Consider the following 15,524-nt stretch of genomic DNA (forward strand, 5'->3'; position numbering starts at 1 on the left):
AGCCATTGGCTCCTTTTTTGATAAAGAGATTTTTTAGCTTTTAGGTCTTGGCGCATAAGCAAATACATCAGAGTGCATATTCGCTTCTTTAAAGCCACGTGGTTCACACGCATCTAGCAACGCATAAACCATACCTGGAGAACCACTTGCGAAGATTTCTACATTTTCAAAATCGGCAAAATCTTCTAGAACAGCATCCGATAGAAGACCTGTACGACCTTTCCAACCCGGGCTATTTTCAGGCTCGCTCACAATCGGCTCAAAGTGAACATTTGGATGTTCAGCGGCCCATTGCATTGGCAACTTTTCCAAATACATATCTTCCTCTACACAAGCGCCCCAATATATATAAATTGGATTACCAAACTGATTAGCCAATAGATGCTCTACCACGCTCTTCACTTGCGCAAATCCCGTGCTCGCCGCAGCCAAAATTAAACGCGTATCAGGCTTTAATGTATGCGCTTGTAGGTAACAATCACCTTTAGGCAGTTCAATCTCTACCGTTTTTTCGCTTTTTAAATGCCCGATAATCGCATTAGACATTTCACTCTCAGGCATATGACGGATATGTAACTCTATATCACGCCCCGTATCTGGCGCAGAACCAATAGAAAATGAAGCCTGCTTACCGTCTGGCAAAAAGATATCTAAATACTGACCAGCAAAAAATTCGGCAGACAGAGAAGCCGTTGCAGGCATTTGCAGGCGGATGCGGTACACATCATGGTTTAGCTTTTCAAATGCCTTAATATCACAAAGGAGCTTTTTCACAGATAACTCTCCAGGGCTTGTTAACCCTTCAATCCTGACCCTTACATCATTTAAGGGTTTACATGTACATGCTAGTACACTTGGTGCACTACGAGTAGTTTGAACGCTATCAACAGAGAGATGCAGTTCCGGATAGCGTTGATTAATTTCGCCTTCAAGCAGCTTTACTTCGCAAATTTCACAAACACCGTTGCGACAGCTGACGCGCATTTTATACCCTGCTCGATTTAAACTTTCCAGCAGGGTTTCATCTGATTCGGAAGGAATTTTATCCCCATTATTTTCGATCAGAATATGCCTAAGCATAGATCACTCTAAAATACCCAATTCGTCCCAGATCTCGTCCACTTTGCTTTGAACTTCAGGATCCATAACGATAGGCTCACCCCATTCTCGGGTTGTTTCACCTTCCCATTTATTGGTCGCATCCATGCCCATTTTAGAGCCGAGCCCTGACACAGGCGATGCAAAGTCAAGATAATCGATCGGTGTATTATCGATCATCACAGTATCCCGCTGAGGATCCATACGCGTAGTGATCGCCCAGATCACATCATTCCAATCGCGGGCATTCACATCATCATCACAAACGATTACGAATTTGGTGTACATAAACTGTCTTAAGAACGACCAGACACCCAACATCACACGTTTTGCATGGCCCGGATACTGCTTCTTAATCGTCACTACCGCCATACGGTAGGAACAGCCTTCAGGCGGCAGATAAAAATCGACGATCTCAGGGAACTGCTTCTGCAGAATAGGTACGAACACTTCGTTTAGCGCCACACCCAAGATCGCTGGCTCATCAGGTGGACGTCCAGTATAGGTGCTGTGATAGATCGGATTACTGCGATGGGTAATTCGCTCGACCGTAAATACAGGGAAGCTATCAACCTCGTTGTAGTAACCTGTATGGTCGCCAAATGGGCCTTCATCCGCCATTTCGTCGGGATCAATATAACCCTCTAAGATGAACTCAGCGCTAGCAGGTACATGAAGATCATTGCCAATACATTGAGTAACTTCAGTCTTACCACCCCGCAGCAAGCCCGCAAACGCATACTCAGATAAGGTATCAGGAACTGGAGTCACTGCGCCTAGAATCGTTGCTGGATCAGCACCTAAAGCAACGGCAACCGGAAATTTTTCACCCGGATGCTCCTGTTTCCACTCGCGAAAATCAAGTGCACCACCACGGTGTGCTAGCCAACGCATAATCAGTTTATTTTTACCGATTAATTGCTGACGGTAGATACCTAAATTCTGTCGCTCTTTATTAGGACCGCGTGTAATCACCAAAGGCCAAGTAACCAACGGTGCTGCATCCCCCGGCCAGCAAGTTTGAATAGGAAGGGTATTTAGATCAACATCATCCCCTTCAATCACATGTTTCTGGCACGGCGCTGACTTAACCAGCTTGGGGCCCATATTGAGCACTTGCTTAAAGATAGGCAGCTTTTCCCAAGCATCCTTCATACCCTTAGGTGGTTCAGGCTCTTTTAATTGAGATAAGAGTTTACCTACATCTCTCAGCGCTTCTACAGACTCCTCTCCCATACCCATCGCTACACGTTCAGGCGTACCAAACAAGTTAGCTAACACTGGATAAGAGGAGCCTTTAGGGTTTTCAAACAGCAAAGCTGGACCGCCTGCTTTGAGAGTACGATCACTAATCTCGGTCATCTCCAGATTAGGATCTATCTCTTGCTTAATACGCTTTAACTCCCCACGCTCTTCCAGCATGTGGATAAAGTCACGCAGATCTTTATATTTGGGTGTCGCCATAATCAGACCTAGTAGATATAAAAAAGGGCAAGCAGATGCTCACCCTTTAATACGCAAACAGGTTTACTTCCGTTTCATCGAAAGGAAGAATTCGTCGTTTGTTTTAAAGTCTTTCAGTTTGTCGATTACAAACTCTGTCGCTGCAGTGTCTTCCATTGGATCTAGAAGCTTACGCAGGATCCACATACGCTGTAGCTCTTCTTCAGAAGTAAGAAGATCTTCACGACGCGTACCAGAACGACGGATGTTGATTGCTGGGAATACACGTTTCTCAGCAACTTTACGATCCAAGTGAACTTCAGAGTTACCTGTACCTTTGAATTCCTCAAAGATAACTTCGTCCATCTTAGAACCCGTATCAACCAACGCTGTTGCGATGATTGTTAAGCTACCACCCTCTTCGATGTTACGCGCAGCACCAAAGAAACGCTTAGGACGCTCTAGCGCATGGGCATCAACACCACCGGTTAGTACTTTACCGGAAGATGGAATAACTGTGTTGTAAGCACGCGCCAAACGCGTGATAGAGTCCAGAAGGATAACCACGTCTTTCTTGTGTTCAGTTAGACGCTTAGCTTTCTCGATAACCATCTCAGCCACTTGAACGTGACGTGATGGCGGCTCATCGAAGGTAGATGCAACCACTTCACCGCGAACGGTACGCTGCATCTCTGTTACTTCCTCAGGACGCTCATCGATTAGCAATACAATCAGGTGAGTTTCTGGGTTGTTGCGGGTGATGCTGTTAGCGATGTTCTGCAGCATCAAGGTCTTACCGGCTTTAGGCGGTGATACAACCAAAGCACGCTGACCTTTACCCATTGGACAAACCAGATCGATAACACGCGCAGTCAGATCTTCTGTACTGCCGTTACCAATTTCCATCCGCAAACGATCCTGCGCAAATAGAGGCGTCAGGTTTTCGAAAAGAATCTTGTTCTTCGCGTTATCTGGCTTATCGTAGTTAATCTCATTAACTTTCAATAATGCAAAATAACGCTCACCATCTTTAGGTGGACGAATCTTACCCGCAATCGTGTCACCTGTACGCAGGTTGAAACGACGAATCTGACTTGGAGATACGTAGATATCATCTGGGCCAGCTAGGTATGAGGAGTCAGCGGAACGCAGGAAACCAAAACCATCCTGCAGAATTTCTAAGACACCATTACCGTAGATGTCTTCACCGCCTTTCGCATGACGCTTAAGAATAGCGAAAATAACATCCTGTTTACGGGAACGAGCCAGATTATCCATTCCCATGCCTTTGGCAATTTCAAGTAACTCGGGAACGCTTTTTGTTTTTAGTTCGGTAAGATTCATAGTTTGAAGAAAAGAAGCACGAAGCTAATTTTTAATATGTGGATGGAATTTAAGAAGATAGTCGAACGTTGGTCAAAATGCTCTCGCATAAAATACAAAGAAGGAAAAAGATTTTAGCGAGAGGACCAAACAAGCAACACTATAGAAGGTAGGTAAGGGTCTGTCTATAGTGCAAAGGTAAGAAAGTGTAATGTTTTGAGCCTCATTACACTTTCTAGGTATCAATCTATTAAAGATTAGCTTCAATAAACGCAGAAAGCTGCGATTTAGATAGTGCGCCAACCTTAGTAGCTTCTACATTACCGCCTTTGAACAGCATCAATGTAGGGATACCACGAATACCAAATTTTGGTGGAGTTTCGCTATTTTCATCGATGTTCAGTTTACAAATTTTCAACTGGTCACCGTATTCTTTAGCGATCTCTTCCAGAACAGGGGCGATCATTTTACAAGGACCACACCACTCAGCCCAGTAATCAACTAATACTGCACTTTCAGCTTTGAGAACATCTTCCTCAAAGGAAGCATCTGTAACATTTACAATGTTTTCACTCATGGGAACTTTTCTCCGCTGCGCCCATTATTTTTCAATAAGACCGCCGATGATACCATTCTCACCACCAATTGTGTAACGCCCCCCATAGGTATTTCCTAGCATAGAGGTCAATTATTTAGCTATAAGCTTAAACCCCAAATGCTATAGAATCCCATTTCACGGGGCTACAAGGCCATATTTTCAGTAGACTATTCTTATAAATTAAAAGCCCTAACACAAAATATGAAAAGCACCTGCAGTACCGTAGGACTTTTGGTAATCTAGCTCAGCCTTACATATCGGGTCATAGGACAACAACGCATGACAGAACCTTCAACTGTTTCAGATAAACAAGATGATCAACGCCTAGCTGCCATTGATTTAGGTTCGAACAGTTTTCATATGGTCGTCGCGCAACTTGATCAAGGCGAGATACGCCCGATTGACCTGATGTCCGATAAAGTTCAGTTAGCTGCTGGGATCAATACAAAGCGCTATTTGACAGACGAAGCAAAACAACGAGGACTTGAGTGCCTCAGCCGTTTTGCTCAACGCGTTAAAGACCTTCCTAGAGATTCAGTTAGAGTCGTTGGTACCAATGCTTTACGTGAAGCGAAGAATAGCCGAAAGTTTATTGAAGAAGCCGAGGCTATCCTAGAAACCTCACTAGAGATCATTGCAGGTCGAGAAGAAGCGCGTCTGATCTACCTAGGGGTGTCACATACCCTTGCTGATGACCAAGGCCCCCGCTTAGTCATCGATATTGGTGGCGGTAGTACTGAATTTATTATTGGCGAACGTTTTGAACCCCGCACTATGGAAAGCCTCCATATGGGCTGCGTTAGCTATACCAAACGCTATTTTAAAGATGGCGTTATCTCTTCCACTAACTTTAAACGCGCCCGCACAGCCGCTCGCCAAGAACTACAATCGATTGTTCGAGAATATCGCAACCTAGGCTGGAACAGTGCGGTAGGTGCCTCAGGTACAATTAAAGCCGTTCGCAATATCTGCCAAGACTATGGCTACAGCCAAGAATCCATCACTTGGGAAGGGTTACAGCAACTTAGAGATCTCCTGCTGACCTTTAAACACAGTGACGAAATCGATATTAACGGCATTAAAGCTGAACGCAAAACAGTTCTCACTGCCGGTGTTGCCATTTTATGCGGGATATTCGAAGCCTTAAATATAGAAAAATTAAGCTTTTCCGAAGGCGCACTACGTGAAGGCGTCCTCTATGATATGGCTGGTCGCTTAAAGCATGAAGACGTACGTGATCGCAGTATCACCGCTCTTATGCAGCGCTATCATGTTGACCAAGAACAAGCTGAACGCGTCGAACAAACGGCTCTTCTTGCCTGGGCTCAACTAAAGGAAAGCTGGCAGCTATCGCCGAAAGACTACGATATGCTTTGCTGGGCAGCCCGCACTCACGAGATAGGCCTGACGATCGCGCATAGCCAGTTCCACAAGCATAGTGCCTACCTGCTCAACCATTCAGATCTGCCCGGTTTCACAACACGCGAGCAGCAACAATTAGCAGCACTCGTACGGGGACATCGCCGCAAATTCCCTAAAGACGAATTCAAAACACTGCCCAAACGGCTGCAAGAATCCTATCGACGACTCTGCGTGCTGTTAAGACTGGCAGTGGTACTTCATCGTAGCCGCTCTTCCGATCGCCTACCTGCAATCCATTTTAGCGCAGACAACAAATCGTTAACGATGACCTTCCCAGAAGACTGGCTTTCTCATCACCCTCTAACCGAAGCAGGCCTAGAACAAGAAGCCTGCTATTTGGAAAATGCCGATATCAAACTCCACTTTAACTAACAGCTTTCAATTGAGCGTTAATCTGGTTTAGAGACAATACGTTTTATCATTTGATCAATAGCTATCATCTGTGGCGCACTTCTTTTGTAGTAATGGTATGGCGGCAAGCTATTACTGCTATAACCCCAAAAATCCCAACAGCCACGCGGATTCATAGGCATAATTGATGACGGCGCCACTTGCGGGTAAAGGATAATCAGTTGGTTAGCATCCGCCGTTTCGTTATAACCGACACCCGTTACAAACCTTTCCCTTAAGAATTCAGCCCCTTGCCTGCAGCCATGCAAAGCAACATGCACTCGGCACGATTTAGTACGGCAATCCTCCGGGATATAGAGATAACCAATGTCATCTAAACTACTGTACTCGCCTGAATCAAATGGCGTTTGATCAAATTTAATCAGCTCTCCCGAAAGCACCTTAGAATCTAGTTCTAGTTCGCCATAAATATGCTCTAACAGTCGCCGCGCTTGCGAGAAGCCACAATTATTAATCCATGGTTTTTCGGTCTGGTTACAGCCGTTGTCTTCGGCCTCATCTGTAATAAACCCATGTCCAGCAGCAACCTTGTTATCGTATCGTATCGAACTCTCATCAAGCTCTAAATGTTTATAAAAAGAGGCCGTCCGATCGACTACAACCTGCTTGACCGTTTTATCTTCACGACCTGAAAAAATATATACTTTGTCATCTGAAAGATTCTCTAACGCAGCAATACTACCCCGTTCGGCTTCAGTTTTAGCTAACTCAGATAAATAACGGCTATTTGGATACAGAGAATCAGGACAGCCAAAAAAGCTGTACTTACATGGATCCATGCAGGTTGTGGTGGCACTCACAAGTTTAGGAGTTAACTCATTTTCTGGAATACTAGCGACACAATTCCACGGTCCTCCAGCAATAATCCCAGCGCCCACTAGATTCTCTGAGTAAGCGATATGAAATTGAGCAGCCATAAAACCGCCTGATGACAGGCCGGATATAGAGGTTTGATCAGGTAAGGCATTTAATGCAGGGAGAGCAACAGGCGAGGCGCTCGCGTGATTAGCTAGAGCTTGCACAATGCTTGAAAGCATCCAGCAACTTAATAACAGTAACAAACGAAACACAACCACTCCCTGATTTAATAAGCATGTTGTTGATACCTATCTTCTTTTTAACAAAACAAAGGCAAAAAAAAACCTCGTATAAATACGAGGTTTTTTTCAAATGCTAGCTAGCCACTTATAGCTTAGGGCCCGCTGCAATGATCTCTTCAGATACGCCATCGAACTTCTTGAAGTTCTCTACGAACTGACCGATCAGGTCGTTTGCAGTTGCATCGTAACCAGACTTATCAGCCCAAGTGTTACGTGGGTTAAGCAGTGTAGAGTCCACACCTTCAACCGAAACTGGTACTTCTAGGTTTAGACCTTCTAGCTTCTCAGTCTCAGCACCGTTTAGGGAACCATTCTGGATTGCAGAGATGATGCCACGGGTAGTTGGGATGCTGAAACGCTCGCCAGTACCGTAAGAACCGCCAGTCCAACCAGTGTTTACTAGGTAAACCTTAGAACCGAACTCTTCGATACGCTTCATTAGAAGCTCAGCGTAAACGTGCGCTGGACGAGGGAAGAAAGGAGCACCGAAACAAGTAGAGAAAGTAGACTTGATGCCACCGCCTGAACCCATTTCCGTAGAACCTACAAGTGCAGTGTAACCAGACAGGAAGTGGTACGCAGCCGCTTCTTTAGTCAGGATAGATACTGGTGGCAGTACGCCAGTCAGGTCACATGTTAGGAATACGATAGAATCTGGCTCTTCACCCATGTTAGATACAGTACGTTTTTCAACGTGCTGTAGCGGGTATGCGCAACGACCATTCTCAGTTAGAGACGTGTCATCGTAATCAGCTGTACGTGCATCGTTTAGAGCAACGTTCTCTACGATTGCACCAAAACGGATAGCGTCCCAGATAATTGGCTCGTTCTTCTGGCTTAAGTTGATAGTTTTAGCGTAGCAACCACCTTCCAAGTTAAATACAACGCCTTTGCCCCAACCGTGCTCATCATCACCAATTAGGTAACGAGAAGGGTCAGCAGACAGAGTTGTTTTACCTGTGCCAGATAGACCGAAGAATAGCGTTGTGCTGTTGTCATCACCAACGTTTGCAGAACAATGCATTGGCAATACGTCTTTCTCTGGTAACAGGAAGTTCTGTACAGAGAACATCGCTTTCTTCATTTCACCAGCGTAGCGCATGCCTGCTAGCAAAACTTTACGCTTAGCGAAGTTGATGATTACGCAACCATCGCTGTTTGTGCCGTCACGCTCTGGATCACATTCGAAACCAGCAACGTTTAGGATCTGCCACTCTTCTTTCGACTTCGGGTTGTATTCCGCAGGGCGAATGAAAAGGTTCTGACCAAACAGGTTCTGCCATGCAGTCTGAGTAGTCATGTTTACAGCAAGATAATGGTTTGGATCAGAACCAACGTGTACGTTTGACACGAAGTGTTCTTTATCTGCGATGAACTCTTCTACGCGAGTCCATAACGCATCAAATTTGTCTGAATCGAATGGGCGGTTGATATTACCCCAATCGATAGAATCAGCAGTACTTGGCTCTTCAACGATGAAACGATCCATCGGAGAACGACCGGTACGTTTACCTGTTGTCACTACCAATGCGCCAGTGTCAGCAAGTGTTCCTTCACCGTTGGCAATGGCTTTCTCAACCAGCTTAGCTGGGCTTAAGTTGTGGTGTGCAATGTTAACAGAATCTTTGGTCATTACTGGGTTCCCTTGGCATAGGCGCCAATAACGTTACCTAATAAGGCGTAAGGCTATGGTGTATCGTAATTATAAGGAGGCGTATTATGCACAAAAATCGCACGCTGTGCCATTGTTGAAATCAATTCGCATTTGACCTGCCGCAAAAACAGGCTTATTTGATTGATTTTACAGCAAATTCACCACCAGAATACCTAATATAAGTTCGCTTAATGTACTTGTGTGCCGCCTGAAGCGCCGTTTTCAGCAAACAATACTTCAATATCTGCAGCGTCAAAATCGTACTGTGCATTACAGAACTGGCAGTTAACAGCCACTTTGCCCTGCTCTTCTAGCACTTCTAAAAGTTCTGCTTTTTCGACAAGCTTCAAAGAAGCTTCGCTGCGCTGACGAGAACAGGTACATTTAAATCGAACCTCATCCGGTTCGTATAGACGACATTGTTCTTCATGGAAAAGTCGGTACAACAAAGTTTCGTTATCCAACTCTAATAACTCTTCACTTTTAAGCGTGGACGCTAAGTGGCTGACGCGATCCCAGTCCTCTTCACCGGCACCTTGCGCTGGCAATACCTGCAGCATCATTCCTGCTGCTTTTTCACCATCAGAAGCTAGCTGGATCTGGGTTGGCAACTGCTCAGAACTCACGAAGTAGTTTTCTAAACATTTACCTAGATTTTCTCCATCTAGCGGCACAATACCTTGATAAGGTTGTCCTTGCTCCGGCTCAATGGTCAGGACAACCTGACCTTGCGGTAATAGATCCACAAAGTTAGCTTGTTCATTTAGTTCACCTTCGTAACGAGCAATCGCGCGTAGATCACGGTCATGGTTACATTCCGCCATTAACACACGAACATTTCCTCGACCTTGAGCTTGAAGAATAAGACGACCTTTAAATTTTAGGTTCGAGCTAAGCAAGCTTACCGCTGCTAACATTTCACCCAACACCTGCTGAATCACAGCGGGATAGTCATGGCTTTCAAAACAATCGGCACAGGTTTGCTGTACGCCGGAAACAACGCCGCGAATATCCAATTCATCGAACAGGATACGCTGAATCTGATCAGGATTACTCATGAGAGGATTCTATCGAGTTATAAGTGGAAAATAAGAGGGTCCAGATAGGTACCCAAGTCAATACAGGTATTTTATCATATCTGTCTAACAATTCGGGACAGTATTTGCAGTATGAACGATATCACCGTTTTCAGGCAGACTTGGAATTTAAAAGCCCTTTTCCTAGGGCATTTATTCGCGCTTGCTTGGTTTGGCTTTTTCGTAACAGAAACAGGCTTCGCTTTCTGGCGCAGCATCGACCAGAACCTATTCTTTATCCTGAATGGCACGCTGTCTGAAGATGATGGCTGGACTCGTTTTTGGGCCTGGGCGAATGTCCGCATTATGGATCTGATCCCTCTGATCATCATGCTGGTAAGTCTGACCTTCCCGGGTTTCGGTATAAAACGTGACCGCCTGCAGCAAGCCATCATCGGATTTATCCTACTACTCGTTTTGATGTTCTTTGTCAGAGAAGGAGTGGCTAACTTTACCAAAGCTGCGGAGCTCAGTGGTAAGAGCCCAACCTTATTACTGGAGCCAGCATATCGGTTTAGTCAGATTGTTCCCGACATTCCAGCCAAAGACAGTGCAACATCTACCTTCCCTGGGGACCACGCAACAGTCGTTCTAACCTGGGCAGGCTTTATGATGCTAAATGCGCGTAGCTGGCTATCTCTATCAGCTTTGTTTTTAGCAGTGCTATTTATGCTTCCACGCGTTGTGGGTGGAGCCCATTGGGCAAGTGACAATTTAGTCGGTGGGGCATTCTCAGCAATGATTACCCTGAGCTGGGCTTTCTGCACACCAATTATGCATATAGCTACCAGCAAGGTTCATAAACTTCTGCTGCCATTAATACGGTTATTCGCAAAGATCCCTTTGCTAAATAAACTTCCGATTCTCAAGCCTTAAAAAGGCTTATCAAACCGCATTGTTCAAAAAACAAATGAGCAATGCGGTTAGTCGTTAACCTTTATCAAAGATACCACGTTCACCATCTTTAAATGACCGGATCTGACGGCGCTCTTTCTTATTCGGTCGATTGCGCGGATTCAAACTACTACCCATCGCCTTGCGCTGAGCAGCGTGCTCTTCACGCTTCTTAATGCTGGCCTCGGTCTCTTTATAGAGTTTTTGCGCTTCGGGTGCACCACGACGTTTATCTGAGAGTTCAACCACTACGATCTCTTTCTCATCGAAACCCTGACGAATTTCTAAGACAGCGCCGATCTCAACGTGTCGGCTACATTTAGTACGCTGACCGTTATAGTGCACCTTACCACCATCGATCATCTGTTTTGCAACAGCGCGGGTTTTATAAAATCGAGCGGCCCAAAGCCATTTATCAAGTCGAACTTTTACTTCTGTATCTGTCATTTCTTGGGGGTAATCTCATCAAAGTGCTCTATAGCACTATAGTCATCTATTTCTCTTTTAGGCTGCTGACTGTCAGGTTGGTAGATCGACAATAAATACTTAATACCATATTCCCGAGCACTGTTAAGTACAGCAAAGCTATCATCCACCAGCAAGGTACGGGACTTATCAAAAGGTTCTACTTGCTGCAGTCGGTCCCAGAAAGTGAGATCTTCTTTGGGCAACCCAAAGTCATGGGAGCAGATAACATCATCCACAAGATCGTTGATAGCGGTTTTTTCGATTTTAAGAGACAGGCTTCCCCAATGAGCATTCGTCACAATAACCGTGCGAATCCCCTGCGCTTTTAAGGTAGCTAGGAAGTCCTGCACATGAGGTCGAAAAGCGATTTTGTCGGCAATCTCAGACTTCAGTTCAGTAATGGGCACATTCAGTTCACGCGTCCAATAATCCAAACAATACCAATTAAGAGTTCCTTGCTGCTCTATGATACGCTCATGCAACCAACTGCGAGCTTCATCTTGATCCATTTTGTGGATCTGCGCATATCGCAGGGGTAGATGTTCTAGCCAAAAATAGGTATCAAAGTGTAGATCAAGAAGGGTGCCGTCCATATCCAGCAAGACGGTATCTATATTCTGCCAATCAAACATTTTTCAGGCCAAGTAAAGAGGAAACCTCAGTATGCCGGTTAAACCCGAGATTTTGAAGGTTACAACTGCCGCACAAACACGCTTATTTAAAGTCGAGCAGGTTGAACTTCGCTTTTCAAACGGTGCCGAACGCACTTATGAGCGCTTAGCCAATCGAGGTAACGGTGCAGTAATGATCATTCCTGTGACCGAAGACAATGAAGTACTGCTGATCAAAGAGTACGCTGCAGGTATTGAGGATTACACGCTGACGCTACCTAAAGGCCTGATTGATCCAGGTGAAGACGCTCATATCGCTGCAGACCGAGAGCTTAAAGAGGAAGCAGGATTTGGTAGCAACCAGTTAGATACGCTAAAAGTAATGACATCAGCACCCAACTATATGGGGCATAGAATTACAGCGGTCATCGCCAGAGATCTCTATCCTTGTCGTTTACAAGGCGATGAGCCAGAGGAGATGGAAGTCGTCAGTTGGCCGCTAGCCGAAATAGAGCAACTCGTAGCTAGCGAGGACTTTACCGAAGGTAGAGCCATTGCCGCGCTCTATATGGCCAGAGATTTCCTCAATCGTAAGTAGAACCATCATTCATACTGCCAACACCCAATAACAAAAAGGCCGTAAGATAATGAACCAACACGACTTAGCTTCAGCATTACTCTGTATTTGTCAGCAAGCCAGCGCTGAGATCTTAAAAGTTTATCAGCGCGATGATTTTTCGATTGCGGCTAAAGAAGACCACTCACCAGTGACGGCAGCTGATCTTGCTGCACATCAGGTGATTCGGGCAGGTCTCAGCGATCTAACTCCCGAGATCCCGCAACTGAGCGAAGAAGACACTGAATTAACCTATCAAAAGCGCAAAGTTTGGCAGCAATTTTGGTGTATCGATCCGTTGGACGGGACCAAAGAGTTTATTAACCGTAACGATGAATTCACCATCAATATTGCTCTGATCGAAAACAACCGTCCTATCTTCGGCATTATCTATGTTCCCGTTAGCGGTGTTGCCTATTGGGGAGGCAACGAGATTGGCGCTTGGAAACAGGAAGAAGGGCGAGCTCCAGCACAAATCAGAAGCAGGCCTCTGGGCAAAGACCTAATCGTCGCATCCAGCCGTAGGCATGGCCAAGAAGCCAACGAAAACCTGATGCTACCGATAGCCAAACAGTTTTCACAGATTAGCCATCGAGGAATGGGAAGCTCTTTAAAGATGTGTCTAATCGCTGAAGGTATAGCCGATTTTTACCCACGTCTTTATCCCACCAGCGAATGGGATACGGCAGCAGCCCAAGCTATTTTGGAAGCAGCCGGTGGGCGTTTAGTCAACGCCGAAACACTCGAAGGCCTCACCTATAACTTACGCGAATCTTTAGAGAACCCGTATTTCTTTGCCTGCGGTGATCCACAATTCCCGTTAGAAGTGTTAAGAAACCATCTAGCAAGCGGCTCTCAAAACGGATAGAGGTCAAAAGTAGCTGGGATAGAGTTTAACTATCCCAGCTAGTTGAGTAGATAGGTGTTATTTTTCAGCCGCACAAGACTGATTAGCACGTGCCAGAACTTCTTCCACTTTAAATTTAAAGTCCGGGTTGCTCAGTTGATTAGCACGGATCAGTTTTACTTCATTATCGCTAAAGTGCTTGTGTACATATTTAGAGAAACAGTCACAACGCTCCTCTGTAGCACCCGCCAACTTCATGCAGTCCTCTTTGAACGGCACAAACGTATCAGACGCTAAAAACTGAGTTTTAACGACCAGAATTGCCAGAGATACCACAGAGATCCAAATTAAAACTTTATACATCTTCTAACAGTCACTTTTTTATAGTTATAAAAATACAGGCCTGTCATTCTAGGGTTAAAACATGACAGTTTCAGCAAACTTTAGTCGCAGCCCTTTAAAAAATGAATTATGAACCAATATAGGTAGATAGTTCGTAACAAAAGAACATCAAATAAGCACACTTTTTGTACCATGAAATAATCACTCTTGGGTGCTATTATTTCCGTGCTTTGGATAATTAATAATTACCTGCCAATCGTGTGAGCATACGGATACGCAGGTAATCTCTGATAATAAGTCTTTACGACACACGAATAAGGTGACACTTATGAGCTTTGAACTTCCGCCGCTACCTTATGCAAAGGACGCTCTGGAACCACACATCTCTGCTGAAACGCTAGACTTCCACCACGGCAAACACCACAACACTTACGTTGTTAAGCTAAATGGTCTAGTTCCTGGTACCGAGTACGAAGGTAAAACTCTAGAAGAGATCATCACTTCTGCTCCTGCTGGCGGCGTATTCAACAACGCTGCTCAGATCTGGAACCACACGTTCTACTGGAACTGCCTATCTCCAAACGGTGGTGGTGAGCCAACTGGCGCGATTGCTGATGCAATCAACGCTAAATGGGGTTCTTTCGCAGCATTCCAAGAAGCTCTAAACGACAAAGCAGTTAACAACTTCGGTTCTAGCTGGACTTGGTTGGTTAAAAACGCTGACGGTTCTATCGATATCGTTAACACTAGCAACGCTGGTTGCCCTCTAACTGAAGGTCAGACTCCACTGCTAACTGTTGACCTATGGGAACACGCTTACTACATCGATTACCGTAACGTTCGTCCTGATTACCTAAAAGGTTTCTGGGCGCTAGTTAACTGGGAATTCGTAAACGCTAACTTTGCATAAGTTATCGTAACTTTTAAAAAGGCTGATGCGGAAACGTATCGGCCTTTTTTGTGCGTGATAGTCTTAAACGAGCGCTACGGAAGACAGCTAAGCTCGGATTACTACAATAAAGGCTCTAAATAAGGCCACATAGTATCTAGCAGATAAGGCTGACCAGCCGCACTAGGATGAATCCCATCATCCTGCATACGCTCAGGAAACAGGGCAACTTGTTCCATAAAGAAAGGCACTAAAGCCACTTCTTTGTTATCAGCTACAGTCGAAAAAATTTCGCTAAAGCGCTGGGTGTAGGCCTTACCGTAGTTTGGAGGGAGCTGCATACCTAGCAACAAAACCTTCGCTCCATTATTTTGAGCCATATCGATCAAACGCCCTAAATTTCTTTGGATCGCAACCGGCGGCGTGCCGCGTAAGCCATCATTCCCGCCTAATTCGATAACCACAATCTCTGGTTCAGTTTGTTTTAGCAGCAAGTTCAATCGTGCGATGCCATTTTGCGTTGTATCTCCACTAACACTGGCATTAATCACTTCAAGCGCATAGCCTTGTTGATCTAAACGCTGCTGTAACAAATATACCCAACCTTGTTCTAGGTCCATCTGATAGGCAGCAGATAGGCTATCTCCTAAAACAATTAGGGAACGCGCTTGAACCGGAACGGTCAGAAATACGAATAATAGAAAGGCAATCGTTTTACGCACGGAAGAACCT

Annotated in this window: 16 protein-coding genes; 5 read left to right on the forward strand and 11 right to left on the reverse strand. The window is 45.1% G+C overall.

From position 1 onward, the window contains the following. Positions 1-33: 33 nt before the first annotated feature. The 4 genes from ACMXYO_RS16330 to trxA form a co-directional block, all read right to left on the reverse strand. Positions 34-1,080 carry a 2Fe-2S iron-sulfur cluster-binding protein gene (locus tag ACMXYO_RS16330; protein WP_415886182.1) on the reverse strand — a complete coding sequence of 349 codons (1,047 nt, stop codon included), beginning with the start codon at positions 1,078-1,080 and terminating at the stop codon, positions 34-36. A 3-nt stretch (positions 1,081-1,083) separates the two neighbouring features. Next, entirely contained in the window at positions 1,084-2,562 is a 1,479-nt protein-coding gene (ubiD, locus tag ACMXYO_RS16335; RefSeq protein ID WP_415886184.1) for a 4-hydroxy-3-polyprenylbenzoate decarboxylase, read from the reverse strand. 63 nt (positions 2,563-2,625) lie between these two features. After that, complete coding sequence (gene rho / locus ACMXYO_RS16340; RefSeq protein ID WP_007021413.1) at positions 2,626-3,885, reverse strand: transcription termination factor Rho; 1,260 nt, start codon at positions 3,883-3,885, stop codon at positions 2,626-2,628. Positions 3,886-4,114: 229 nt separating this feature from the next. Beyond that, entirely contained in the window at positions 4,115-4,441 is a 327-nt protein-coding gene (trxA, locus tag ACMXYO_RS16345) for a thioredoxin TrxA (RefSeq protein ID WP_415886186.1), read from the reverse strand. Positions 4,442-4,741: 300 nt separating this feature from the next. On the opposite strand from trxA, the gene ppx reads away from it, so the two are divergent. Then, complete coding sequence (gene ppx, locus ACMXYO_RS16350; RefSeq protein ID WP_415886188.1) at positions 4,742-6,256, forward strand: exopolyphosphatase; 1,515 nt, start codon at positions 4,742-4,744, stop codon at positions 6,254-6,256. Between the two features lie 17 nt (positions 6,257-6,273). Here the strand turns inward: ppx and ACMXYO_RS16355 are convergent, their stop codons facing one another. The 3 genes from ACMXYO_RS16355 to hslO all read right to left on the reverse strand — a co-directional run bounded on the left by ACMXYO_RS16355 (position 6,274) and on the right by hslO (position 10,107). Next, positions 6,274-7,365, reverse strand: coding sequence for a poly(3-hydroxybutyrate) depolymerase (locus tag ACMXYO_RS16355; RefSeq protein WP_415886190.1), 1,092 nt, complete (start codon positions 7,363-7,365; stop codon positions 6,274-6,276). 115 nt (positions 7,366-7,480) lie between these two features. Beyond that, positions 7,481-9,028 (reverse strand): phosphoenolpyruvate carboxykinase, encoded by a 1,548-nt coding sequence (locus ACMXYO_RS16360; RefSeq protein WP_415886192.1) that lies wholly within the window; start codon positions 9,026-9,028, stop codon positions 7,481-7,483. A gap of 209 nt (positions 9,029-9,237) precedes the next feature. Beyond that, positions 9,238-10,107, reverse strand: coding sequence for an Hsp33 family molecular chaperone HslO (gene hslO / locus ACMXYO_RS16365; protein ID WP_415886194.1), 870 nt, complete (start codon positions 10,105-10,107; stop codon positions 9,238-9,240). A gap of 111 nt (positions 10,108-10,218) precedes the next feature. Between hslO and ACMXYO_RS16370 the strand changes: the two genes are divergently transcribed. Then, positions 10,219-11,001, forward strand: coding sequence for a phosphatase PAP2 family protein (locus ACMXYO_RS16370; RefSeq protein WP_415886196.1), 783 nt, complete (start codon positions 10,219-10,221; stop codon positions 10,999-11,001). A gap of 54 nt (positions 11,002-11,055) precedes the next feature. On the opposite strand, the gene hslR is transcribed toward ACMXYO_RS16370, so the two are convergent. Continuing rightward, positions 11,056-11,466, reverse strand: a complete 411-nt coding sequence (gene hslR / locus ACMXYO_RS16375) for a ribosome-associated heat shock protein Hsp15 (RefSeq protein ID WP_415886198.1) — start codon at positions 11,464-11,466, stop codon at positions 11,056-11,058. Next, positions 11,463-12,119, reverse strand: coding sequence for a GMP/IMP nucleotidase (gene yrfG / locus ACMXYO_RS16380; RefSeq protein ID WP_415886200.1), 657 nt, complete (start codon positions 12,117-12,119; stop codon positions 11,463-11,465). Before yrfG ends, hslR begins: the two co-directional genes overlap by 4 nt. 31 nt (positions 12,120-12,150) lie before the next feature. On the opposite strand from yrfG, the gene nudE reads away from it, so the two are divergent. Continuing rightward, positions 12,151-12,696, forward strand: a complete 546-nt coding sequence (gene nudE, locus ACMXYO_RS16385; protein WP_415886202.1) for an ADP compounds hydrolase NudE — start codon at positions 12,151-12,153, stop codon at positions 12,694-12,696. A 49-nt stretch (positions 12,697-12,745) separates the two neighbouring features. Beyond that, positions 12,746-13,582: a 3'(2'),5'-bisphosphate nucleotidase CysQ gene (gene cysQ, locus ACMXYO_RS16390; protein ID WP_415886204.1), complete on the forward strand. Its 837-nt coding sequence runs from the start codon at positions 12,746-12,748 to the stop codon at positions 13,580-13,582. Between the two features lie 57 nt (positions 13,583-13,639). On the opposite strand, the gene ACMXYO_RS16395 is transcribed toward cysQ, so the two are convergent. Further along, complete coding sequence (locus ACMXYO_RS16395; protein ID WP_415886206.1) at positions 13,640-13,924, reverse strand: hypothetical protein; 285 nt, start codon at positions 13,922-13,924, stop codon at positions 13,640-13,642. A gap of 307 nt (positions 13,925-14,231) precedes the next feature. Between ACMXYO_RS16395 and ACMXYO_RS16400 the strand changes: the two genes are divergently transcribed. Continuing rightward, entirely contained in the window at positions 14,232-14,813 is a 582-nt protein-coding gene (locus ACMXYO_RS16400) for a superoxide dismutase (protein WP_415882797.1), read from the forward strand. A 101-nt stretch (positions 14,814-14,914) separates the two neighbouring features. Here ACMXYO_RS16400 and ACMXYO_RS16405 read toward each other — a convergent pair whose 3' ends face one another. Next, positions 14,915-15,514, reverse strand: a complete 600-nt coding sequence (locus ACMXYO_RS16405; RefSeq protein WP_415886208.1) for an arylesterase — start codon at positions 15,512-15,514, stop codon at positions 14,915-14,917. Positions 15,515-15,524 lie beyond the last annotated feature (10 nt).

It is taken from the genome of Neptuniibacter sp. QD37_6, from assembly GCF_047778085.1.
Lineage (GTDB): Bacteria > Pseudomonadota > Gammaproteobacteria > Pseudomonadales > Balneatricaceae > Neptuniibacter.

Excerpts from the sequence above, each read along its gene's own strand:
- ACMXYO_RS16330 (WP_415886182.1), bottom strand. The coding sequence starts at position 1,080 with ATGCTTAGGCATATTCTGATCGAAAATAATGGGGATAAAATTCCTTCC.
- ubiD (WP_415886184.1), bottom strand. The coding sequence starts at position 2,562 with ATGGCGACACCCAAATATAAAGATCTGCGTGACTTTATCCACATGCTG.
- rho (WP_007021413.1), bottom strand. The coding sequence starts at position 3,885 with ATGAATCTTACCGAACTAAAAACAAAAAGCGTTCCCGAGTTACTTGAA.
- trxA (WP_415886186.1), bottom strand. The coding sequence starts at position 4,441 with ATGAGTGAAAACATTGTAAATGTTACAGATGCTTCCTTTGAGGAAGAT.
- ppx (WP_415886188.1), top strand. The coding sequence starts at position 4,742 with ATGACAGAACCTTCAACTGTTTCAGATAAACAAGATGATCAACGCCTA.
- ACMXYO_RS16360 (WP_415886192.1), bottom strand. The coding sequence starts at position 9,028 with ATGACCAAAGATTCTGTTAACATTGCACACCACAACTTAAGCCCAGCT.
- hslO (WP_415886194.1), bottom strand. The coding sequence starts at position 10,107 with ATGAGTAATCCTGATCAGATTCAGCGTATCCTGTTCGATGAATTGGAT.
- ACMXYO_RS16370 (WP_415886196.1), top strand. The coding sequence starts at position 10,219 with ATGAACGATATCACCGTTTTCAGGCAGACTTGGAATTTAAAAGCCCTT.
- hslR (WP_415886198.1), bottom strand. The coding sequence starts at position 11,466 with ATGACAGATACAGAAGTAAAAGTTCGACTTGATAAATGGCTTTGGGCC.
- yrfG (WP_415886200.1), bottom strand. The coding sequence starts at position 12,119 with ATGTTTGATTGGCAGAATATAGATACCGTCTTGCTGGATATGGACGGC.
- nudE (WP_415886202.1), top strand. The coding sequence starts at position 12,151 with ATGCCGGTTAAACCCGAGATTTTGAAGGTTACAACTGCCGCACAAACA.
- cysQ (WP_415886204.1), top strand. The coding sequence starts at position 12,746 with ATGAACCAACACGACTTAGCTTCAGCATTACTCTGTATTTGTCAGCAA.
- ACMXYO_RS16395 (WP_415886206.1), bottom strand. The coding sequence starts at position 13,924 with ATGTATAAAGTTTTAATTTGGATCTCTGTGGTATCTCTGGCAATTCTG.
- ACMXYO_RS16400 (WP_415882797.1), top strand. The coding sequence starts at position 14,232 with ATGAGCTTTGAACTTCCGCCGCTACCTTATGCAAAGGACGCTCTGGAA.